Annotated in this window: 14 protein-coding genes; 10 read left to right on the plus strand and 4 right to left on the minus strand. The window is 56.6% G+C overall.

Annotated features, from left to right (window positions below; translation table 11 throughout):
• A partial coding sequence (locus RNA01_RS23880; protein ID WP_210245738.1) for a hypothetical protein occupies positions 1–268 on the plus strand: 268 nt, incomplete at its 5' end.
• A gap of 28 nt (positions 269–296) precedes the next feature.
• Here the strand turns inward: RNA01_RS23880 and RNA01_RS07855 are convergent.
• Complete coding sequence (locus RNA01_RS07855; protein ID WP_147179426.1) at positions 297–1,718, minus strand: hypothetical protein; 1,422 nt, start codon at positions 1,716–1,718, stop codon at positions 297–299.
• Complete coding sequence (locus RNA01_RS07860; protein WP_147179427.1) at positions 1,708–6,501, minus strand: AAA domain-containing protein; 4,794 nt, start codon at positions 6,499–6,501, stop codon at positions 1,708–1,710. The genes RNA01_RS07855 and RNA01_RS07860 overlap by 11 nt, the downstream gene beginning before the upstream one ends.
• Positions 6,502–6,780: 279 nt before the next feature.
• Between RNA01_RS07860 and RNA01_RS07865 the strand changes: the two genes are divergently transcribed.
• The 9 genes from RNA01_RS07865 (at position 6,781) to RNA01_RS07905 (ending at position 17,197) form a co-directional block, all read left to right on the plus strand.
• Positions 6,781–7,923 (plus strand): C2H2-type zinc finger protein, encoded by a 1,143-nt coding sequence (locus tag RNA01_RS07865; RefSeq protein WP_147179428.1) that lies wholly within the window; start codon positions 6,781–6,783, stop codon positions 7,921–7,923.
• Between the two features lie 35 nt (positions 7,924–7,958).
• Complete coding sequence (locus tag RNA01_RS07870) at positions 7,959–8,309, plus strand: hypothetical protein (protein ID WP_147179429.1); 351 nt, start codon at positions 7,959–7,961, stop codon at positions 8,307–8,309.
• Between the two features lie 352 nt (positions 8,310–8,661).
• Positions 8,662–9,315, plus strand: coding sequence for a hypothetical protein (locus tag RNA01_RS07875; protein ID WP_210245739.1), 654 nt, complete (start codon positions 8,662–8,664; stop codon positions 9,313–9,315).
• 169 nt (positions 9,316–9,484) lie between these two features.
• Positions 9,485–10,138 carry a hypothetical protein gene (locus RNA01_RS07880; protein WP_147179430.1) on the plus strand — a complete coding sequence of 218 codons (654 nt, stop codon included), beginning with the start codon at positions 9,485–9,487 and terminating at the stop codon, positions 10,136–10,138.
• A 209-nt stretch (positions 10,139–10,347) separates the two neighbouring features.
• Positions 10,348–12,423, plus strand: a complete 2,076-nt coding sequence (locus RNA01_RS07885) for an ATP-binding protein (protein WP_235916502.1) — start codon at positions 10,348–10,350, stop codon at positions 12,421–12,423.
• Positions 12,424–12,955: 532 nt separating this feature from the next.
• Positions 12,956–13,156, plus strand: coding sequence for a hypothetical protein (locus RNA01_RS07890; protein WP_210245740.1), 201 nt, complete (start codon positions 12,956–12,958; stop codon positions 13,154–13,156).
• Positions 13,131–13,769, plus strand: coding sequence for a hypothetical protein (locus RNA01_RS07895; RefSeq protein WP_147179432.1), 639 nt, complete (start codon positions 13,131–13,133; stop codon positions 13,767–13,769). The genes RNA01_RS07890 and RNA01_RS07895 overlap by 26 nt, the downstream gene beginning before the upstream one ends.
• 304 nt (positions 13,770–14,073) lie before the next feature.
• Entirely contained in the window at positions 14,074–15,792 is a 1,719-nt protein-coding gene (locus RNA01_RS07900; protein WP_147179433.1) for an ATP-dependent nuclease, read from the plus strand.
• Positions 15,779–17,197, plus strand: coding sequence for a UvrD-helicase domain-containing protein (locus RNA01_RS07905; RefSeq protein ID WP_147179434.1), 1,419 nt, complete (start codon positions 15,779–15,781; stop codon positions 17,195–17,197). The genes RNA01_RS07900 and RNA01_RS07905 overlap by 14 nt, the downstream gene beginning before the upstream one ends.
• 9 nt (positions 17,198–17,206) lie before the next feature.
• On the opposite strand, the gene RNA01_RS07910 is transcribed toward RNA01_RS07905, so the two are convergent.
• Together RNA01_RS07910 and RNA01_RS07915 are read right to left on the minus strand one after the other, a co-directional pair.
• Entirely contained in the window at positions 17,207–20,485 is a 3,279-nt protein-coding gene (locus RNA01_RS07910; protein WP_147179435.1) for a UvrD-helicase domain-containing protein, read from the minus strand.
• On the minus strand, positions 20,482–23,088 hold the full coding sequence (locus RNA01_RS07915) for a PD-(D/E)XK nuclease family protein (RefSeq protein WP_147179436.1): 2,607 nt from the start codon (positions 23,086–23,088) through the stop codon (positions 20,482–20,484). Before RNA01_RS07915 ends, RNA01_RS07910 begins: the two co-directional genes overlap by 4 nt.
• Positions 23,089–23,157 lie beyond the last annotated feature (69 nt).

Here is a 23,157-nt window from a genome sequence, read left to right on the forward strand (position 1 = left end):
ATATATGAGCGGCGGGCCTGATCATGTCGTTTACACGGCCCACTCGGTGGTGCGTGGTCCCGACGGTGAACTCTTCGACATTACCCCGCTTTATCACAACGACGATCCGCGTGGACGATTTATAGTCCATGTGGGCGACGATGCGACCTTCCTGACGATGAGGACGCTTAACCTCAATATTAGCTGTCAGGGAAATTGTCCCGCTCCGCCACTCGACCCTATCTGGGCGCTGCAGCAACACGCACACGTGCTGGAGGAAGAGCCGTGAACCAGATTAAATACTGAACAGCGGCGGCTTAAATCGCGCCTTCTTCAGTAACGAGTTCCTGATGTTTTTCGTCGCTTGACCAAAGTTCTTCCGATCTCTCAGCGATCTTGTCCCAACGAAGTGATCTCCCGACCCTTTCCACTCCAAGAGTGTCGACAAGCGCAAAGCCAACGGGTGTGGCTACCGAAGGTGAAAATGCGACGCGAACAAGCACCAGCGAACCCATTCCGGGAATGTGAAGGACTTCGAGACTTGGGCTGATGTGTCCTGCTGGAGCAACAAATCCTTCGTCAAAAATTCGATCGAATCTCCTTGGATGCTCCCTTTTTGCGACCTGTGGCACTATCAGTTTGGTCCGGAAGCGAATCTTTCCATGCTTGCGTGCAATGGTACTTTTAATAGCCGAGAGAGCCTGCTGGACGTCAGGCGTGACCCCCCAGTTCGAGCCACCTGGTCGGAACCAGAGGATATCGAGGCCATTACCGTTTGCACCGATCCCAGACGGAAGCTGACATCCCTCAAGCAGCTTGATGAAAAAATCAATATTTCGGCCGAGATACGAGGCACCGATTAAGTTCTGGCGATTGGCAACTCGATTGGCGGTATTAAGAGATAGCCATTTTGAGAAATCAAACACCCCTTCTGCAGTGTGAGCATCAGACACTGTTGTTTCAGACAACATCCGGCGGAACTCAGCGAGACCTGACGAGGAAGGTTCAGAGCCCGCCAACGCGCGGTAGGCATCGTTCATCGCGTTAGCAAGCGGCCGGTACCGCATAAGGTTCTCAGTCTCGACATCTAATAAATTAGGCCTGAGCCGCGGATGCGGATCGAACACGAGGTCCTCGGAACCACGAAGCACGACTGCGCCGAACCTTTCCGGCTCGACATCGGATACCGAGTATAATCCGAAACGATCGGGATTGGCGATTTTCCGGACTTTTCGAAGATACTCCGCGAAGTTTTCCTCAAACGCTTTTCGAGCGAAAGTTACCGGCAATTCGCGTGCAAGACCCTCAGCTTTGATATCAATCAAATTTCGATTTGGACGAAGTTTCTCGGGTGCCATCATATTCCGGCTGACGAGGTCAAACCAAAGTCTGTCTATCCATGGATCAACATCGACAATGCGAGGCACTCCGTCTTCCGCTCCGCGAAAATGCGCATGGGCTGATGGATGCAGTTCAACAGCATGTTCTCGGATGACTATCAACCCAGCCGAAACAAGGTCTCCCAGAACGGCTTCGGCCTCCGCTTCTGTAAGTCCTAGATATGTTGCAATGCGCCGAACCGATAGCTGCTCGGTGATTTTTAACAGACGAAGCACAAACTCATCGACCACCGGGAGACGCCGATCTTTCGTTACGTTTGCTCGTATTAAAAATCGGCGGCAAGGAACATTAAAGCCGTATGTCCCGACAGTAATCGGATCCTTAGCGTCAGACTGCATTTTGCAGCTCCCCCGCCGAAACTGTCACGGCATCAAAACTACCGGTACCGATATGATCTAAAACCTGACGCATGGGAGACTTTTTCGGCGTATGAACCCACATCCTTCTCGCGCCTACAATGATGAGTCTTTCTTTCGCTCGCGACAACGACACGTTGCACCGGTTCGGTATTCGGACGTGCCCTTGATCAAAGGCATCATTGGACCGAACGAGGGAAAGGATCACAATCGAGTTCTCCTTTCCTTGATAGGAATCGACTGTCTCGATGCGCACAAGTTTGCGAAACTGCGAGTCCCAAGCTCGTCGTGAAAAAGCCTCCTCAATTTTCACCTTTTGCGCGCTGTACATGCAAATGACGCCGATGGGGGCCTCGTGACTGCCCTTCACCAAACCAGCGACAAGGGTCGGCTGTTTGGCGATGCACTCCAGCACATCCATCACGGCCTCGACTTCGGCCGGATTCCAGTACGTGTTTTTGTCCCACTTTGCAGCCCGTTCACTGCTGTCGGGACTTGATGACGTGTCCACCCAGGTGATTGGTTTCGATAGAGGAGTGGCAAGGTCAACCTCGAAGAGAGGGTCGGGTTTTCGTCTAGTGGAAGTCTCGAGGAGTACGCCGTGCGGCTCGTAAAAAACTGCGGACACCAGGCGACATATCTCAGGCGTCATTCTGTATTGCTCGGTGAGAGTTCTCCCGTAGTCTCTGCCGTACTTCGAGGAGAATACGCGCTCAAAGTCACTGCGTAAGAATTCCTCGGGGGACGCGTCCGACATCTCCAAACGAAGCCGCTTCAAAACCGCTCGGTCAATCATTGGAAGCAGTTGTCTGTGGTCGCCAACCAAGAGAACCCTCCGACCAACTTGGATTGGAACTGCCAGCTCGCCCGGAGTGCACCGGGCGGCCTCGTCGACAATAACCCAATCGTAGGTCTTCGTGTCCACTCTGATCTTGGTTTGCCCAACGCCGACACAGGTGGCCGTGATCACAGCTCTCGTCTTGACAAGAAACTCTTCGAAATTTCGGTGCGGGGACGCTAGCGCGGCAGTCCATTCCCGGGAAAGCTCGATAATCTGCCTTGCTTTTCGGAGATCTGATGGTGAGACGTCAGGATATCTTACGAGAAGGATTTCAAATGCATGATCCAGCTCTTCATCCAGCCTTGAGGGATCTACCTCTCGATCAAGAATTTGCCGACCCGCTGAAAGGAATGCTTCCGTGGCGATCCGTATCGCCGTATCTCGCTGACGTCTCTCAGCGGCAGGTGCCCTTGCGCTTCCGGACTCCCCTGCGTGCAGGATACTCAGTCGACGGACGCGCTCACCAAATTTGCGATCGATCTCAACGGCATCAACGACCAGTTCCCTTCTCAGGCCAAGCGCCGATCCGATCCCTGAAATGCGGTGCTTAAACGCAGCTTCGAAACGCGCTTGAAAACGCTCGCGAATAGAAGTCGTGTGATATGGCCTGATTTTTTCGGTGATGCCTTTCGACCCGATTCTCAAAAGGCTGGGTCGAGCGCCACCAATCTTTTTATAGAGATCGAGTAACGCTTCGATGACGTTATTGACTGCTTCATGAGACTGGCTTGCTACAAGTATCTTTCGAGCGCCCTTTTCGGTAACAAGCCAATGCACCAAGGCGGCGATGAAATGAGTTTTTCCTGTTCCTGGGGGGCCCTGCAAAAGCCCGACTGGCCCATAACGAGCCACATGACGGAAGGCCCCGCGCTGGCCTTCATTGAGACCATACCGATCAAGGACCTCATCAGATATGTCCTCTTGGAAGTCCGTGGCTTCAACCTGGCCACCGGGTACAAAATACTCAAGCAGGTCAGGCACTGCTGCGCCGTCATCCAATAGGCGCTCAACTGCCTTCATCCGCCTGTCAAACGATGTGCGCGCCCGTCGATCAACGAGATTAACTCGGTCGCCGGCAACTAGACGTCTGTCTGAGTTCTCAACGACCAGAGTTCTCGCGTCGGTTTGGTCAAGATTAACTTCGCCAACTTTGCGACCAGTGGGGAGACGTACCTCCACGGTACTCCCGATGTCGAAATCGAAATCCAGACCAAGCCTTTGATACTCGTAGATGGCTATAGGGCCTTTTGCTGGCCCTACATCCTGGAGTATTTCAACTTCAGGCTGGAGGGCCCCTTCAAGCTCCAGGAGTTTGCGCCAATAGCGTCGAACATCGAAGCTCGTAGGCAAATCATCATGAGGCAGGTCGTCGGCGTCGGCCGTCGACGGAGGCGCAACCAACGGCTCGATGAGTGCAAAGAGTTCCTCGAACCCCCCATCGGGACCGTCTTCAAATGTAATGTCAAGTTTAACGGGCACGCCGTGCTGTGAGGCATGAGCCAGACTGGTGAAACTCTCATCCGCCCAGGTCAATCGCTCGAGCTCTCCCCGAACCAACTCGAACATAAGTTTCTTATCGATACCCGTGATGCTGTATTCGATAATATCGGCGTTTATTCTAGCGGCTCGCACGTAGTATTGCCCCCCATCGGATTTGAAAAAATCGGCCGATGTGTTGGGGGATGACACCGTCAGCTTTGGCGGCTTTGAACCCAAAAGCTTTTCCGCAGCGGTCTTCAAAGACGCGATTATCGGTTCCAGTGTGTCTAATGCAGGGCGCGCCAATTCACGTTCTGTGGTCGCGGATACGTCGGCAATACATTCACCTTCGACTTCCTTGAATAATTCGGAAATGATTTTGGCGACGGCATAGTTATCGATCTGTTTCTCGGTGAGGTTTTCCGAATTCGGTGGGCAATAAGACGGTGTCCTAATGATTCCATCACCCACCTCACTTAGGTCGAAAAGGTCGAGCAGCTGGACCTCGGACTTGCCTTCGCATAGCAGGATGTTCTTTTTGGAAATATCTCCGTGGAAAATTCCAGCGGCGTGGATCGCTTGCACACACGTCGTAATCGATGTTGCAATGTGAAGGACATCCTCGTCGCTCAAGGGGCCATCAGTCACATCAAGGGTGGTCCCCTCCTCATGCCGATAAACGACGAACGGGCCGGCGGCCGATAGCCCAGTTCGCACGAATTGTGGGACGCCTGGCATGGGACTCGCTATTAATCGGCTGACACCGTCGAAAAGGCGAGAAATAGCTGCGTCAGTTGCGTTTGTTACTCCGCGCCTAGTGCCAAGCCAGATTTTTACTACAACATCGTTTTGCTCGGGATCCTTGCTCCGGTAGATGTGGCAACGTCCCTCCTGCTTGATATTTGAGGCAATTTGCCAGAGCAAATAAGGAAGATCCGTCGTCTCATGGCGATCAATAAGCGTCTGGTCGATGGTTACTGCGTGTGATTGCTCGACAATTCTAGCAAATTCGTCCGCCATCTCCCGACCATCATTGTAACGACCGTTGGGCTGGACGGATGTCGAGCGTTCAAACCACTTTGCGAGGTCAGGAAACTCAGCTGATAGCTGCGGCGCATCTGACAATGCCAAAGTTGGATCGATTGCCTCGCCGCTCAGTATCCGATATGCCAGCCTTCCGAGCGCATATACGTCGCGCTGCCGTCCGCCACTGGCCGTAGCTGCTTTACCCTCGGGTATTTCCTCAGAGTATCCCCTTAGCGTCGTCGCCCAGTCGCCAATTGAATCTTCATCTGGAAGTTGGCACCCCATTAGACCGCTCAAGGCAATTTTTGTAGGCGAGCCTGCCCAAATTGATCTGACGCCTAAATCTCGATGTGCGATGTCGTGAGAATGAAGATCTGCGACAGCTCCGAGAAGGGTTCCCACCGCGGTTATTCGTTCATCTGGTCCGAGGATTTGTCGACCTTTTTCAAGATAGCGGTCGAGTGTGGTAAATGCCCCGTTGAGTGAACGAAGCTCATGGTGTTGCGTAAGGATTTCATCCTTGTCGTCCGCGAGCGGCATTAAGATGCCACCGTTCTGGACCAAACTACTTCCAAGCGCGTGCAAACGACCGATAGCTCGCTGTTCGCGTTCGGCGACGAAGCGGCGTTTCTCTGGACTGTTCAAGCCCGCCGGTAATTGATCAAACGCCCAAATTCGAAGAAGCGCTTTGTATCGGCTATCGCGAATTTTCTCGGCGCGATGCTCGCGCCAGATATTTTTAGGATGAACAAAGAAATCCTCCTCTATGACACGATAGCCGTCCCATTCCGCTTCAAGGGGACCAAACATTCGAGCATTCCTGGTTACGCGCTCGAAGTCAGCCTCAAATTGGTTGGGGCGCTTTAATTGGAGTTTGGTCGTCTGAAGAAGGGCGTTTCGGGCGGGCCGTTGTGCTATCGAGATCGCTTCCTGCAACGACCAGACTTGTGACTGATCCTGAGTTGGAAGATTTTGTTTGGTGGCTGTCCCGGTGAGAATGACACGCGAGTCCACATAGGTTTGACCAAAGCCAGGGATGGCCTGAGAAAGGAAGCTTTTGACCTTCCGAGCTTTCATGCTCAGCAAATCAACAGGTGAGCGAAAGCGCCGCTTGTTATTGTGTACCCATTGATCGCCATTAGCGCCAAGTGTGCCCTGATAATCCTTGATCTCAAGAAGTAGCACCCGATCGTCCATCACGACCATGGCATCCAGCTCGATCGGTGGTTCGTTGGGGGGGTAGCATTGAAGTGACGTGTAGAGGAGCCAATCGGCAGGATACGCCTTAGCCAGCTCAGTTATTCCTGGGATCTCACGGCGATGGATGCCCGCACTACTTAGATAGCGAATTCGACAAACCATGAGATCCCCAATTTGCTTAGCACCACAACTTTGAGGAGCTACGTAAATTTTGACCATGCCGGCGTCGGCGTCAATGAATCACGCGAGCAAACAGACGAGAAATCCAGTTATACACCGCATTCCATGCTGGGTGCCGCGTTGTGGTAGACCGTCCTTACGATTGGCGTTCCGCGCGGGGTGGCTCGCTACGGAATATTCCGTTTCGGAGCTTACGAGGTGGTGAGAGCGCATCGCTCGCGTGAGGGTGTTTTCCGGAAGGATATTCGAAGCAAACAGCATCGATCGGGGTTGTTCAGTCTTCAGTTTGGATGCGTGTCAGCAGGAGGAATAGAGAAAATGGAGTTCGAGCCGGGAAAGATCGACGCATTGTGGCGGGCATTGCAATGCCCTGCGCCTAAGCCGCGCTCAATCCCTAAGGGCGCCGAGGACCGTTTGGTCGCAACCGGATGGGTGTCGGACACGGAGCTTGAAGACATCTTTCTTGCCTTGGATCTCAGACTGGATCCTCCCGTGATTGTTGATCTGGCGGACTTTGCTTCGAAATTCGATATTCCGCACCGGATCGTCTATCCTCGTCCACGACGCCGCAATGACGATGTGATGGGATTTCGCCAACTGGCGGCGGCTGATGCCGCGGCACTTTGCATCTGGCTCGAACGGCTAGGTTTTAGCCTCGATGTATCGTCCTTATGCAGCCGCCTGCGGCTTCAAATACAGGGGCGGTCACATCTTACCAACGAGGAAATCTCCGTCCTGTTTTATGAGGGCAACCGCCACCGCATGTCGCCGGTGACCCTGTCCGCGCCGCACCGGCCCTGGCGTGGTATGAACATCTCGAAATTCAAGACCGACGGCAACTACCGGGTCGAGTATAGGGCAGACGACGATGGGGTCGCGATGTCACTTACCGTCCATGCGCCCAAGTATCGAAAGCCGCCGGCGACCCAATCCATCGAATGCCCCGGCTGCCGTTTGACCTACGTCAAGGGTTCGCCCACAGACGAGCGAGAACATCGCAAGGTGCACCGACGCTGGTCCTCGGTGATCGATCCAAAACCACATCGTAAGTTTGCAGACTTGCTTGAGCGCGACATCGACGCGGCCTGGGTTGGTGCCGACGCTCCTACATGGAAGCGCAAGGAAGTCTACGAGCGCGCGCGAATGTTTCGACGCGAGTTCGGATATGACTTTGTGCAGTGGTCGGTCGAAGATGATACCGATGCTGTCGGGTTCCTGTTTTCGGACGAGGAGGGACGGATCGTGGGCGCATGCGCGTTCCGGCCGCAGCAGGAAGGCATGGGTCGCGCGTGGCGGCTCGACTGGATCTGGCTCCGGCCGGGCTCACGCAGGTCAGGACGGTTAGGCAGGCAATGGGAACGGTTCCGCCAGCGCTTTGGAGTTTTCGATATAGAACCACCCGTATCAGAAGCGATGAAGGCATTTCTGTTGCAGCGAGGCTGTGGCGATCTGATAAGGTAATCGTTGTTTGATAAAGCCGTCGGGAGGACACGCTAGTGAAAATCGAAAGGGCCGAGATCGAGAATTATGGCGTTTATCTCAAAGACAAGTCGAGGCCGCCGAGCCGCGGTGGAAACAAGAAAGCCTGGCACCAGCATGTGATGACGATTGGCGGGGAGAACTATTCATTTCTTGCTGCTTGGTCCGGCAAATTCGTCTTCAAGGGAGAGACCGTCACTTTCGACTGGGATTGGGACAGTACCCAGAAATATCGCAACGTCGATATCGCCACGGTCGTAAGCTTCGACAAGCAGGGGAACGAGAAGCGACGTGGCCAGCGGGGGCCTAAGCCTTGGCGCACGGCGGATACACGGCCGCCGGGCCGCCGAAGCGAGTGGGACGATTGAACACGTGTCCGACCGACCCCGCTTTTTTTCGCATCTCATTGCTCAACAAGGGCCTCGCCTACGCCCCTTAATAATCCCAGGAGTAGCGGGAGGACGGGAACACGGCAGTACGGGAATACGGGGAGCACCACGGAACAACGATAATTCATTGATTTAAAATATTTTTTCAATCTTTCTCGCGTCATTTGGCGCAATTGAGCCTTCTCAGATCCGACATACTCGACTATCTCAGATGACCTAGACTGCTACCGAGACGCCCGAAAGGTGCGTATTGAGGAGCGTAATCCCTCATTGCTGATCGGGAGCCGTTCGGACATTGTGGGCTCAAGAATGAACGACAGGAATTGTAGCAATGGCAAACGGGCGGCAGTCATCGGTCAAAAGACTGAAAATGGCGGAACGGGCGCAGCAGCAGTTGGAGCTGCATTTTCCAGGAACGCCAGCAACATTTTTGTGGCATCGCAAGACCAATGATGGTTTCACCACCGTTGCGAGGACATTGCCGATCGCGATGCAGGTAATCGACGCACAGACGAAAGGTAGCCCAGCGGGTCACACGTTATTCGGCCTCTGGGCCCGTGCCCCCGATTTTCCGTTCGTGACGATTGAAAATCCTGCCACGTTCGCAGCCGAAGCGGGCTTCACCGGTGAGAGAGCCGTCGATACCTGGCGCAAGCGGATGAAGGCGCTTCGGGATCTTTGGTTCATCGCCTGCAAAGGCGGACCATCGGGTGATTTTCACTATGTGATGTTGATCAATCCGAACGTCGCGGTCGAGTACCTAAACGGGCAGGGAAAAGTCCAGGCTGGGCTGTATGCCCGCTTCATTGACCGTGTGATGGAGATCGGCGCTTACGGCGAGATTGAAGGTTTCCGCGAATACATGGTCGCTTTGGATACCTATAATAAGGCGCAAGCCGAGGCCGCGCAGACTTCAGCCGCAAGCGGTTCTGTTCAGCCAGAGAACCGCAGTTCCGTGGAAGAAGACGCCGGGGCGCCGGTATGATGGAGACCAGAAACGAGAAAAGCCCGCCAATGGCGGGCCTTTCCCTTATATCGTATGACGATGAGGGTGGTGTTACCCCGCGACCTCACGCGCCTTTCAACAATGACTCTAGGCCAGACCAACCGTCGCTGTCAATGAACGTGTCGGCAATTCTATAAGGAATCACAGGATGCCGTTCACACCAGACGAAATTCACAGGCTCCCGACAGTCCTCTCAGCGCCGCGCTTTGCAACCTATCTGGCGGAAAAGGCGAGCGACAAAGAGGCCGCGCTGGAACTCTACCAGTGGAACATGGAATTGTCGGCGGCCTTTTTCGTTCCGCTACAGATATGCGAAGTGAGCGTCCGCAATTCAATAGTTACGGGCATCGAGAACACTTACGGTCCGAACTGGCCTTGGGAGAAAGGTTTCCACATCAGCCTTCGTAATCCTCAGTTTGGCTACAGCCCCCGCCGCGACCTGACTGGGTTGAGCAAGCTGCCGACTTCCGGAAAGATCGTCGCCGAGTTGAAGTTCGTTTTCTGGGAGCGGATGTTCACCAAGAGCCACGACGCCGCTATCTGGAATCATCAGTTCATGACGGTATTCCCCAACGCGGACCCCGCGAGATCGATCCAGCAGCTTAGAGCCGAGGGGTTTGACCGGCTTGGAAAGATCCGCGACTTGCGTAACCGCATCGCCCATCACGAGCCGATTTTTAGGCGCAACATCCAAGACGAGTACGATAGGATCAGGTCTATAGTAGCCTGGACGGATGAAACAGCGGCGGACTGGCTCGACAAGGTCGAAAGAGTCACTGCGATGATCACGTCAAAGCCTTAGGTGTTTTTCGACACCCGTTCACGGCGCCGCCGACAACTTTATAGGTAGCAGGCGCGAGAGCCGCATCGAGACGCCTTCGGTCTTCGAGTGCTTGGGATCGATGTTTCCCTGTGTTTCGCCAAGACCCAGAGGGCAGCGGGGCTTGCCCTTGCGAACTGGTAGAGGCATTTTGCCAGTTCTCGGTGGTCGCCTTATGATTGGGGTCAGGCGTGAAGCATAAATCAATCGATCTCGCGGCTGAGGTGAAGCGGGCAACATTGCCCGATGGCCTCCACGGGTTTCTATTCCCCTTGTATGAGGCCGTTTCCAACTCGCTCCATTCCATAGAGGAAAGGTGGGGAGATGATCTGGAGGAAAAGGGCAGGATCGAAATTGATATCGATGCTGATCAAAAGCGGATCGTTGTTGCCGACAACGGTGTTGGCTTCGATAGGAAGAACCTAGACGCCTTCCTTACTCCATTGACCGGCAACAAGTTCGAGCGCGGCGGCAAGGGCTTCGGACGTTTCATCGCGTTCAAGATTTTCGGGGAAGTTTTCTATTCATCGAAGCAGATCAGTGCCGATGGCTGGAGCGGCGGTGGATCTTATCGCTACGAGCCTTTTGCCGTCGACGATAATCTAGTTGATATCACACCAGAGGCGGGAGCCGGGACACATCGTTTCGAGACAGGCCTGACCGCGTTGATGCGAAAACCTGTGCCAGCCTCAGAGAGTTTCTTCGACTTTGAGGGTGAGCACTACTCCGGAGGTGACGCAAGTGATGCGATCGTGACTGCGCTTCTGGACCATTTCCTCATCGAATTCATTCAGCGGAAGGTCCCGGAAGCATTTGTCCTGACCATCCAGGGCCTACGCTTCAATCTCCACGACTATTTCCATAAATCGCTATCGACCGGCGGTTCGAAGACGGAATACCTCGAAATCGGAAATGAACAGCGCAAATTCGAGTTCAATTATTTCAAGGTGGGCGAGGCACAAGCCAAGAAGCACCGCCTCTATTTCTACTCGAACAACCGGGCTTCTAGCGATCTCGAAAGCATTTCGTCTGGCTTGAACGATAAGCCGTTTTCGGAGATGACGGACGACGGGCCGCGCAAATATTTCTACCTCGTCGCGGTATCGAGTGATTTCTTTGTCTCCTCGCAATCACGAGATCGCATTACGAACCTGCATGGCAAGGTGGAATACGACGGTAAGAGGAAGAGCATTAAAGACCACTTGGTCGCTATGGCAAAGCTGCATATCCTCGATCTGGAGAAATCCTATACTACCGAGCGCCGCAAGAAGATGGAGGAGGAAGTCGAACATTTGATCGCTGTCGACCCTCTCCTTCGGCGGGGCCTTGGTGAGAAGTCGGCAGCTGAGTTCGTGCAAAAGCGCTCGATTACGGAGACCCGCGAACAGCTCGCACAGGATCTGTTCGTTGAACGTTTCCGCAAAAAATTCGATTTCACAAAGCTGGATCAGAACACGAGCGTCGAGGACCTTGTTCACATTGTCAGGACCAAGATTCCTGAAGACGCCAAGGAAGCGTTGGCCGTCTACGTGGCCTACAGGAACCATGTCATCAAGATTTTCCGAGAACTACTAAAGAAGCAGGCTGACGGCTTGGCAACGGAGGACAAGGTCCATGAACTGATCTATCCGCGCTATAAAGACAGCGATGAGGTGGATTACAGCTCGCACAATCTTTGGCTGCTCGACGATGATCTCGCCTATGCCCAATATATATCAAGCGACCGTACGCCTGACGGAAGCCATCGCGCGAAGGGCCAATACGCACACGATATCCTGATCAACAATGAAAACGAGCTGATGGTCGTAGAGATGAAGCGACCGCAGAAAACCGGATATGCGGCAGACAGTGACAGTACGACGAATGATCCTGTCGATCAGCTTAAAAAGCAGATTTCTGACATCCGCAAAAAAGGTAAGATCAAGACGTCGATGGGACGAGAGATCGTAATATCGCCAGACACCATGGTCCGTGGCTACGTTTTGGCCGACTGGAACGACAACCTTCAGGTCTACCTCGAGATGGAAGACTTCATGATCACAAATTATGGTGGTCAGATGGCCTATCGCTACTACAAGGCCCTGAACCTTATGCTTGAAGTGGTGGCGTTCGACAGACTGATTGACCGCGCAAGCAATCGTAACGAAGCATTCGTACAGATGCTCGAAGGTCGTTCGACATACGATCGGAAGCCGAAAGGCACCCTCCTCAGTTTTTCCGGACAGGTTATATCTCCCCCCAAAGCCGTGACAGCGGCGGGAGATTGATTTCCGTACCAGACCGTGGTCGCTCTCATGCGGCGGCGCCACGCGCCTTTTGATGTTTTCTGCCTCGGCAGGGAGTCGGATTGCTGCTATCGCAGAAACTGGGAAGAACCTGAAATTAGGTCCTAAACGGCACCGCTGACTCGACAACCGGAACCTCTTGGTACCGTTCAAAGCTTTTAAGAAAGAGCTCAACGCTCTGCAACGTTATCTTCATGTCCTTGCCGGGTCCAATGCGTACCTTACTGATCGGCAAGCCCGATGCCATGTTCAATTTAATATACGGCGCCTCAATCCAAATGCAATGATTGTGTCTGTTGGCAAATAGCCCATTTCGCAATTCTCTGCATCATTAGTCTGGCCATACCGCGATTCAAGGCTGACCAGTAACGGTGGGGACCTAGTCTCCTACGTTGATCCATTCGAGCCCGACGCTGCGGGGATTGGAGTGGAGCTCCTCTCTGTTTTGAGTGTCGCGCTGGCGATCTCATTTCGTTAAGCTTTAGACAAGGTTTTGATGAGACGATGAACGCAGATGAGGTCGCTCGCCATGGAGGATCACTTGCGTCAGGAGATATTGAAATTTACCATCGCATTGGTCGCGCTTCTTTTTGCGATGGCGGCGTGGTGGTTTATCGGCGGTCAAGCAATACCGCTGGCGGCTTTGACGATGGTGGGAGCGCTCTATAACCAGACCCCGTGGGGAAAATATGAAAAAGATCCTAGTGGCAAGTGACGGAGATCTTCTGATCGACGATTTGGCTGAGCTATATGCAGCCTCCAAAGGCGTTGCTATTCATCGGACGAAGGATGCTACAGACGTAAGCGCAGCGATAATTGATGACGACGTGCTATGCTTGGTAGCTGATCGTAACTTCCATGCCTTTAAAACCCTCCAGAATGCCGTCGGCAACAAAAAGATTTTCCTAGTTTTTGACAAGGATCCTGGTGTGCAGAGACTTGAAGAAGCGGTCCGAGTCTTTAATGACCTCTTCGTGGGAGCGATTTCCCAGAGTGACATGGTCAAGATCCTTCACAAGCATTGTTCAACTTCCTTCAAGCCAGCGCCGTCCGAAAAAGTATTGGAACTCGACGGATTTACGCTGAGAGTGGCGGACAAATATTTAATCGAGCCTTCGGGAAAACGTGTAAGTCTCTCTGAAAGAGAGTTCGATTTCGTGAGATTTCATTTCGAAAAGACACTAGGCAATGAGGTATTGGAGGAGACTGAAAAGAGCATTATTGAAATGGATCGGAAAGACGCACTGGTATATAAGTTAAAAAAGAAAATTTCGGGCGTCCGCTTTATTCCGACACCAGACAAAAATTACAGAATGCAACTCGACTAATAGGCGGAAAGGTTAAAGCCAGTAAGCGTTCTAATAAACCCTCGCTGAAGAGACAAGAAAACGTTGAGTTTACCTCTCAGTCTCACATCTCTTCTACCGATGAGAATCACGCCTCGCCAAAACATACATTAGACAGCCCTGTTCTCAATCACCCGCCATAAGTGTAATTTCTAATCCAGCTGCTGGAAGAAATAAGCACGCCCCATACCCGTGTTTGACCATGGGTTGGCCGCAGAAGCTTATCGCGGGGATCTAGCTCTGCGGAAGGCAAGCAAGGAGGCAACGCACTTTTTGAGGGGGCGGCATGACTGTAGTTCGGCTACTAGAAATTGTGAACTTTCGCACGATTAAAAAGCTTCGATGGCTGCCAGGCCCCGGTGTAAACTGTCTGGTCGGCCCAGGTGACAGCGGGAAGTCGACCATTCTCGACGCAATTGATTTATGCCTCGGCGCGCGACGATCGTTGTCCTTCACGGATGCGGACTTCCACGGGATCGACTTCGATCAGCCTATCCGCATTTCCGTAACCCTTGGCGCCCTCGATGATCCGCTCAAGAACATCGACGCGTATGGCGACTTCCTGGTGGGCTTCAACGCGGTGACAGGAACCGTGGAGGCGGAGCCAGGTGCCGGGTTGGAAACGGCGCTAACCCTGCAACTCACCGTGCAGAGCGACCTCGAGCCGGAATGGACGCTCGTGTCGCCGCGCGCGCAGGCAGCGGGGCGAACGCGCAACCTCAGTTGGGCCGATCGCACCCGGATTGCGCCGGCGCGGCTTGGTGCGGCGGGGGACACACACCTGACGTGGCGCCGTGGCTCGGTGCTGAGCAAAATCACGGAAGGAAAGGCGGATACATCGAGTGAACTGACCCGGCTGGCGCGAGAGATACGTGACGCTTTCGACCAAAAGGAACTCAAGGAACTGGAAGGTTCGTTGAAGCTCGTTACCGCGGCTGCAGGTGAGATGGGCGTTCCCGTCGGCGCGGCGGTGCAGGCCCTGATCGACGCCGGTTCGATCAGCTTTACGGGCGGGTCGATCTCGCTGCACGACGAGAGCGGTATTCCACTGAGGTCGCTCGGTTTGGGATCGTCGCGTCTTTTGATCGCCGCTCTACAGAGGAAAGCTGCAGACAAGGCGACGACCTTCCTGATCGATGAACTGGAATACGGTCTTGAGCCGCACCGCATCATCCGCTTGCTCGGGGCGCTCGGTGCGAAGGAAGAAGTTCCTCCGATGCAGGTGTTCGCGACCAGCCATTCACCAACGACCGTCACCGAACTAAGCGCTCACCAGCTGCACATTGTCCGACACAAGGATCACGAACACACCGTGACCCGTGCCAGTGACGCAGGCGACGTCCAGGGGACCATCCGGGCTCACGCCCACGCCCTCCTCGCCACCTCCATCGTTGTGTGTGAAGGCGGAAGCGAGATCGGCCTTATGCGCGGGCTGGATCAACATTTTACCGGAACAGGTGAATTATCTCTCGCCGCCTTCGGCGCCACGCTCGTCAACGGCAATGGCGATGAGACGTTCAGCCGCGCCAACGCGTTGCAGTCCCTTGGGTACCGCGTCGCCATCCTGCGCGATAGTGACAAACCCGCGCCTGTAGCCGCGGAGGCGGCTTTCCTCGCCGGCGGAGGGCAGGTTTTCGCCTGGGGCGGCGGGCGGGCGCTGGAGCAGGAGCTGTTTTCTGCCTTGTCAGACGCGTCCGTCGCGCAACTTCTTGAACTTGCGGTCGAAGCAAAAGATCGTGCACTCATCGACGCGCATATCAAGACGATTTCGAACAGCTCGACGTCTCTGATTGTTCTTGAAACCGACGCTTTGATTAATGGCTTCGATGCCGCCAGCCGAACGCTCCTGGGGAACGCTGCGGCGCGGTTCGGCTGGCTTAAGACCATTACAACTATGGAGACCGCTGGACGGACCATCGTCGGACCTTCTTATGCCGCCGCCAATGCCAGTCTGACGAGCGTGATGGATGGCGTGTTGGATTGGGTTGAAGATGGCAGCCGGTGAAATCGACCTGAATGCAATCGGGCGGGGACTTGTCGTAGCGCCTGCTGGCTGTGGGAAGACGCAACTCATTACGGACGCGCTTGCGCGGCATAGCGGCGCGAAACCGGTTTTGGTGTTGACGCACACGAATGCCGGTGTTGCAGCCCTGCGTGGGCGGCTCGAAAAGGTCGGAGTGAAACCCAGCTCTTATCGAGCAGCCACGTTGGATGGTTTTGCCATCCGACTGATTTCAACATTTCCGCAGCGCGCGGGGCACGATCCGCGGATCATAACCGGTGCCCGGCCGAATTATGAGGCCATCCGAGATGCAGCGGCACGGCTCGTCGCAGCCGGGCACGTGCACGACATCCTGGCCGCCAGCTACGAAAGGCTGTTCGTCGACGAGTACCAGGACTGCTCGATCCGGCAGCACGTGCTCGCGACCTGGCTCGCCCAGAGCCTGCCAACGGCGATCGTCGGAGACCCTTTCCAATCCATCTTCGGCTTTGGGGCCGACCGTCTAGCGGACTGGAATTCAGAGGTTCTGGCGTTTTTTCCGGCGGTAGGGGAACTAACTACTCCATGGCGGTGGAACAATGCCGGAGCCGCCGAATTGGGGAGTTGGTTGCTCTCTCTCCGACCCCAGCTCGCTAGCGGCACGCCGATCGATCTGCGAATGGCACCCGCTGCCGTTCAGTGGATTGAGCTCGATGGTCGGCGCGATGATGCGCTTCGTCTCGCGGCCGCCGGCGTACAAGTCCCGAGCGACGCAAAGGTGCTGATTATCGGCGACAGCACCGACCCGACCGGGCAGCGCCGGTTCGCACGTCAGGTCGACGGTGCCGTCACTGTAGAAGCCGTAGACTTGCGCGACCTCACGGAGTTTGGAGCTACGCTTGATCTCAGCCGCCCGGAAGCGCTGGCCGTGGCTGCTGGATTTGCTGAAAACCTCATGAGCAATTTTTCAGCCGATGACCTTGTGCGGTCGATCGCTGCCGCCCGGGCGGGCAGCCTTGGCCGTGCCTTGTCCGACATGGAACAGGCGGCCGTTGTGTTCGAGCAGGAGCGAACGCTAAGCGCGGTTGCAGACCTTTTGGTGTCTATCAACAGGGCGGGCGGGGTGCGGTGTTATCGTCCGGCGGTGCTTGCCGCAGTACAGCGCGCCCTGCAGCTCGCCGCCTCCCCAGGGGGACCATCCTTCCGGGAGGCGACCGTTGCGATCCGCGAGCAGTCGCGGTTGGTTGGGCGGCCGCTTGCCCGACGCTCGGTCGGCAGCACCTTGCTACTCAAGGGCCTTGAAGCCGATGTCTCCGTTGTTCTTAACGCTGGTGCCCTCAACGCTCGAAACCTCTATGTCGCGATGACGCGTGGATCTAGCCGGGTGATCGTTTGCTCCTCTTCCCCGATACTCAATCCTGTCTGGTGATCAGGGGACTCATGGTTCGACCCAGGAGACATGGCCAGCCGACATGTAAACGACGGCCCCGCGTTCAGCGCCGGTCACGCTCAGATAGTCACGGAGCTGTGCCGCGTGTGCACCCTGCGCAGTCGCATCCGGATTCACATCCGATTTCCAGTCTATGACCAGGGCGATGCGATCACCGTCGATCCAGGCGGCATCCGCGCGGCCGGCCAGATAGCGTGGCGGGGCTGCTGCCCATAGCGGAATTTCGGGCACGAGCCGCGCGATGAACGGCTCAAGGTCGGGCATGCGCAATGTCCGCAGTGCCGTTCTCCCCATCTCCAAGGGATCCGGCCTGCGTTCGTTGGGATCGTCATCCACAACTGCTTGCAGCTGGTCAAGCAGTTGGGCCGCGCGCCGAATGACCTCGTCCTCGCCATCAAACAGTTCGCCGTTGAGAAACTCCTCCATAAGCTTGTGAAGAACGTTGCCGCGGAGGGCGCCTGCGCCGACGATCCGCTGGCCGTCGGTCGTAATATCGACGACAAAGCTGTCGGTTGTGTCTGCGCTGCGGTCTGGATCGCGCTCGCTTGGGCGATCCCAGAGGATGGGCTCCGAGGCCGCATCGATGCGCTCGCGCTCGGCGAGAAAAATCGCGTCGGTCTGCTCGTTGACGAGGACATCAGTATTGGTCACTTCGGACGCAGGCAGCATGTCCGTTCGAAGCTCACTCAGGCGCTTCTGTCCCAAATCCATGACCCTGGACCACGAGCGCGACGAGGCTCCTGGCAGATCGGGGATGACGAGCAGATCGCGGGCACGCGTCGTCGCGACATACCACAGCCGTTCACGCTGCCTCGCTTCACGAAACTCTTCCTCGCTGCGGGCGGCTGCCAAGTCCGGCGGCTCAATGCCGCCGACGATCCAGTGAAGGGTATCGTCTGATTGGCGATAGACGAACTGGTCCTGAGGCTTGAAACGAGTTGACGAATTCACCGTGATGACGACAGGCCATTCAAGCCCCTTGGCGCTGTGCATCGTGACAATTTCCACCGCGTCTCCAGAGACATCCACCCGTCCCTCAGGGTGGCGGCGTTTTCGCTCCCACCCCCGCTGGAGGTCGAGCGCAAACGCTCGCAAGCCAGCGACTCCGTAAGGCCAGGCGAGCTCGACAATTGCATCGAGGTTCGCCAGTGCTCGGGCGTTGCGTTGGCCATGACGCGCTGCCATCACCACCCGGAGGTTCAAGCGTTCGATAGCGTACGCCAGCAATTGCATGGGCGTGAGTTCCGCCGCGAGACGGTGCAGACCCTGGAGTTTGACGAGAACCTCACGAGCGAGGGAGTGTACAACATCGTCAGCCACCGTCCGCAACTGAAATCGGCGGCGCCCGTCCGCGTCAGGCTTGAGCGCCGCGGTAATGTCGAGCAACTCTTCATCGCTCAGTCCAACAACAGGGCCGCGCATGAGGGCGCCAAACGCGAGTGTGTCCAGGGGATCGGCCAAGGTTCGGACCAGAGCCAGAAGATCTTGCAATTCCTGCCGCCGGAAAAGTGCGTTACCAGCCTGAGATGCAACGGAGATCCGGTGTCCTTCAAGGGCGCGCTCGTAACGCCATAAATCGGTATGGGTGGGCGCGAGCAAGGCAATGTCGCCTGCGCGAAGGCGCCGCTCCGTGCCGTCTGCCCTGGTGATCGTAAGTGCCCCTATCAGGCGTGCGCAAAGCTGGGCCACTGCCTCCGCCTCCGCCTCGCGCTGCTCCTCTGCGCGGACATCGCGCGGTACGTCGATCGTGAGCTTCGCCGCGGCCGGAAATGGCAGCGGCGGCGGGCTCATCGTGGCCGTCAAGGCTACGAAGCCGGGCTGTCCCGGCTGAGCAAGCACCTCCTGAAAAACCTCGTTGACATGTTCGAGCACTTCCGCCCGGGACCGAAAATTGGCTGTAACGGCAAGCAGGCAGCCATTCGTTGATTTTGCGATCACCGACTTTGCCACCGCATAAGCTTCGATGTCGGCCCCGCGAAACCGATAGATGGCCTGTTTAGGATCGCCGACCAGAAACAGCGCGCCGGGCCGAAGCTGAGCCTGTTCCCAGCGGGTGGGAGGCGCGGTTGCCGCGATGAAAAACAGGATCTCGGCCTGCAGCGGGTCAGTGTCCTGGAATTCATCGACGAGGAGATGCGAGTAGCGCCACGCGAGCCATTCGCGGATTTCCGTATGCTCGCAGACAAGAAGGCGCGCCTGAAGCAGAAGGTCATCGAAATCCAGCACCGCAGCATCACGCTTGCGGAGGTCATACGCGTCGATCACTTCGCTCAAGGCTGCAGCAAGTTCGTGCACAAGCCTCTGGGCAATCGACCCAATCATGGTTCGATATGCCGCGGTTACCTGCTCGTAGCGGGCGGACGCTTCGTCACCGCGACGCTGGCCCTCGGCGGCTCCGAGGACACTCTTCCAGGCGGCCATTCTGCGATAGGGCTGTAGATCGATGGACCGCGGCAACATTGCTTCGATGCGTGGAGGCTGCGTCAAGCGCCAAAGCTCTGGGAAAGCGGTATTCGCCAGGGTCTCGTCATAGAATGCGGCGAGATGCTCCAGGTCATTGATCAAATCCGCTGTGCCAGCCTCGGCTGGACCGGCGGCGTGCCAGCGGGAAAACGCCACGACGGCTTCGTTGAATGTCCGGTCCGGCCGGGATGAAAAATCAGGTGCAGGAGCGCTCGCGGTACGATGGTCGCGGCGCAATATGGCAAGCTTGCGAACGCGCTCGACAACGCCAAGCGGGTCGTCCTTGGCCAGAGTAGCGATCGCTCCATCTTCGTCGGCGCTGTCCGCCAGTTTGTCCTTCAGCCACTCGGCGAGCACTTCGTCGAAGAGGGCCTCGGCGACCGTCGCATCAACCACTCTGGATCCGGGATCCAGACCCGCGGCGAGCCCGTGCGAGCGGATAATGCCTTGGCAGAAGCCGTGGATCGTCGTCGCCGTGATCTCATCGAGTCGCGGAGCCGCGGCCTCGAGACGAGCAAACGCATCCGCGTCTAGCGGCTGAGTAAGTATTTTCGCAAGCGCCGGCGGGATCTTTCCGGCCCGGAGCTCCGCAATCGTCCAACGAATTCGCGCTTCAAGGTCGCTTGCCGCTGGTTCGGTGAAGGTGATCGCGGCAATCTTGGAGGGTTCAATCCCGCTCGCTATCATCATCGCAACACGGGCAGCCATCAAGGACGTCTTGCCGGTGCCAGCGGCTGCCTCGACCAGGATGTTGGATTTGAAGTCTGTCAACGCGCGTCTACGAGCATCTACGTCAGCGGTCACGGGCTGCTCCAAAGCTTGGATAGCGGGCTATTCACCTGCGCGAAGGGACGTTGCTTGGTACGACGATAGACTTCTAGGTCGGATGGAAGCGCGATCGAAATCGGGTCGAAAAACTCTGGCTGGGGACCCGGCGCAATCTGCCCGGTCTTCTGAAGTTCGACACCAGCGGCTGTGAAGGTGATCGCTTCCTCAATTGCAGCTGCGAGTTCGTCGTGGACCAAGCTCAATGTGCGGGCGGGCTCATGTCTGAGATAGGTCAGCCGAGACTCGACGTTCCGAACCTCCGGCAGCAACGATCTGGCGGCCAGGGCATAGAAAACGCGTTGGAGCTCTGTTCCTCGATTGAAAACGATAGTCTTCTTCCGCTCGGGCGCTGCACCTGCCTTGTAGTCGGTTATGATAGCCGTACCTCGAGACCCGTCCTCGTCGAGCCGATCGATTCTGCCGCGAAATGCAACACCGGTCGCTCCCACAGAGACGGGCGAAAGCGTCGTCCAAGGATGAGGCTCGGCGATGGGCTCGCCGAATGTAAGTTCGGTCCAACTCGTGCCACGAGGTTCTCCTAGAGCATCCCTCAACCCGCGGGATGCGCGTTCGCGGGCCACTGTCATGGTATGGCGCCATAGCAGACCCGGTGGGACAGCACGTGCGATTGGCCACGCATCGCCCAATCGCCTGGCTTCATCCGCTAGACCGATCTCGATCTCATCGGTATTCCTCGGCGCACCGTTGCGGAGAACGCCTCCAATGAGGGCGTGGACGAGTTCTCCAAACGCGCGATGGTCAAGCGCCAGCGGCTGGGGGTCCAGATTGGGCTCACGCCAGTGAAGCGCGTACTCCCAGACAAACCCGAGCGGATTGCAAAGGAGGCGATCTATGGACGTCGTGGATTGCACCTCCGCGAGTGCATCCAGGATCAAAGGATGGTCGGCCCGAACCAGCCCGTCGTGCATGGTATGCCGCTCGCTGTCCTGCCAAGCCCGCCAACAGGCGCGGCTGGACCGAACCTGCAGTTGCTTGCCTGCATCGGGAGGTCTTGCATACAGGCGATCGCTTTCGCTGAAGGCATGCCTAGGGATGCCGCTCCGGCTCACGATCCGCTCCTGATCGCGGCGCCATAGCGTGCTCGCGGCTTGCAGCGCACCCGTCGCACTTCTGTGTCCGCGTGAGAGCGCATAACCGTCAGACTGACATACGATGAGGTTGTGCATCCTTCGGTCCTCGTCGGCTATATCAGCTGATGGAAGCCTAATCTTCCCGAGTAGATGCTGCGGCAGCAACGGATCTTCGATCGCCTGGCGCGGCCAGGCGTTTGCCTCGAGGCCAAGAAGCCGGACATGCTTGCGAGAGGCGCCGGCTAGATGACGAGCCGGTCCCCACACGACGCTGCTGCCGGGCTCTTTCCCGTCATCGACTCGGAGTGCCTGGAGCGAGAGCTCCACTGCTTGGGGAGGCGCCATGCGTAGGGCATCCTGCCACAAGGTGAGCGCCGGCCCATGCAACAGAAGTCGTCCCGCTCGATCCGCCTCAAGGAGCCCGCGAGCGAGAAGCTCGATAACCGGTAACAACGCATTTTCGGCAGCATCTCCATCGGCCCGCTCGGCCCGTGCTTGCCTGAGGGCGTGCCGCCAGTGCTGCGCGGTCGAGAGAGCAGCGCTTCGCCTTAAACCCTTGGCCCAGTCGAGAGGGATATTCTGACGAGCTGGAGAAACCCGGGCGAACAAGAGGCGCACGCGTTCTTGCGAGAGGCCCCTCAGTAGAACATCAGCCAACGCGGCACAGCTCTGTCCCTCGCGTGTCGCCAAGGCGGGGATGCCATGGCTAAAATGCAGTGGAAGCGCAGCCTCGCGCGCAAGCACCAAAAATGTATCGTCCCACGTATTCGGCGAAGTGGCCGTGATCGCGATTTCACTCGGAGATATGCCGTCTTCCGCAATGAGCGCCCGCGCCCAGCGCAGCGCCTCTCGCACCTCGCTTCGCGGATCGGCGCAGAGATCGGCGGCGGTGATCTGGCTGCGGCCGGCCGGCAAAGCTTCCACCGTTCCCGCGAACCAGTTCCGCTGGCAATGAGCCGGAGCGACCCATCGCACTGGAACAACATCGCAGAGCTGTACAATGAGCTGGCGCCAGATGGGCTTGATGTCGGGGATCTCTTGAAGCGTGACGGAACCCAAGAGTCTTGGAGCGTGGTGCAGGCGCTTCAGTGCCGCTTCAACGAGGTCTGGCGGGGCAAGTGTACCCGCAGGCAATGCCTCTCTCACACGCCGTTCCAGCATAGTGAAGTCACGAAGGCGGGGGTTGTCCGCAATTTCAGTTAGGATGCCGGCGTCCCACCAGCTTCGGAGTGAGGTGAGTACAGCAGATGGCATTCCGGGCAGGTCGGAGACCTGTCCGATGTCTTCGTACATCCCAGCGGCAAGAGCCGCTCGTATCGCGGGATACAAGTTTTCTTGTGAAGCTGGAGCTATGAAGCCGCCCGCGAGCCGAGCAGCTAGAAGGGGAAGCGTTAGTATCTGGCGCCCGATCGCGCCTTCGCGCGCAGCAGTGAGCCGTTGCATCCGCAATGCAAGGGGGCCATCGACGATCACGGTATGAATGGACATTTCTCCGCCCCCACATCTTGGCCTCGCGCAGTCACCTATCCCGGAGTTTGCCATGCAGGCACCCAACAA

Source organism: Paenirhizobium naphthalenivorans (genome assembly GCF_007992095.1).
In the GTDB taxonomy this organism is placed as follows: Bacteria; Pseudomonadota; Alphaproteobacteria; order Rhizobiales; family Rhizobiaceae; genus Allorhizobium; species Allorhizobium naphthalenivorans.

Bases quoted from the DNA above. Each gene is read 5' to 3' on its own strand.
- RNA01_RS07855 (WP_147179426.1), bottom strand. From the start codon at position 1,718: ATGCAGTCTGACGCTAAGGATCCGATTACTGTCGGGACATACGGCTTT.
- RNA01_RS07860 (WP_147179427.1), bottom strand. From the start codon at position 6,501: ATGGTCAAAATTTACGTAGCTCCTCAAAGTTGTGGTGCTAAGCAAATT.
- RNA01_RS07865 (WP_147179428.1), top strand. From the start codon at position 6,781: ATGGAGTTCGAGCCGGGAAAGATCGACGCATTGTGGCGGGCATTGCAA.
- RNA01_RS07875 (WP_210245739.1), top strand. From the start codon at position 8,662: ATGGCAAACGGGCGGCAGTCATCGGTCAAAAGACTGAAAATGGCGGAA.
- RNA01_RS07880 (WP_147179430.1), top strand. From the start codon at position 9,485: ATGCCGTTCACACCAGACGAAATTCACAGGCTCCCGACAGTCCTCTCA.
- RNA01_RS07890 (WP_210245740.1), top strand. From the start codon at position 12,956: ATGAGGTCGCTCGCCATGGAGGATCACTTGCGTCAGGAGATATTGAAA.
- RNA01_RS07895 (WP_147179432.1), top strand. From the start codon at position 13,131: ATGAAAAAGATCCTAGTGGCAAGTGACGGAGATCTTCTGATCGACGAT.
- RNA01_RS07900 (WP_147179433.1), top strand. From the start codon at position 14,074: ATGACTGTAGTTCGGCTACTAGAAATTGTGAACTTTCGCACGATTAAA.
- RNA01_RS07905 (WP_147179434.1), top strand. From the start codon at position 15,779: ATGGCAGCCGGTGAAATCGACCTGAATGCAATCGGGCGGGGACTTGTC.
- RNA01_RS07915 (WP_147179436.1), bottom strand. From the start codon at position 23,088: ATGTCCATTCATACCGTGATCGTCGATGGCCCCCTTGCATTGCGGATG.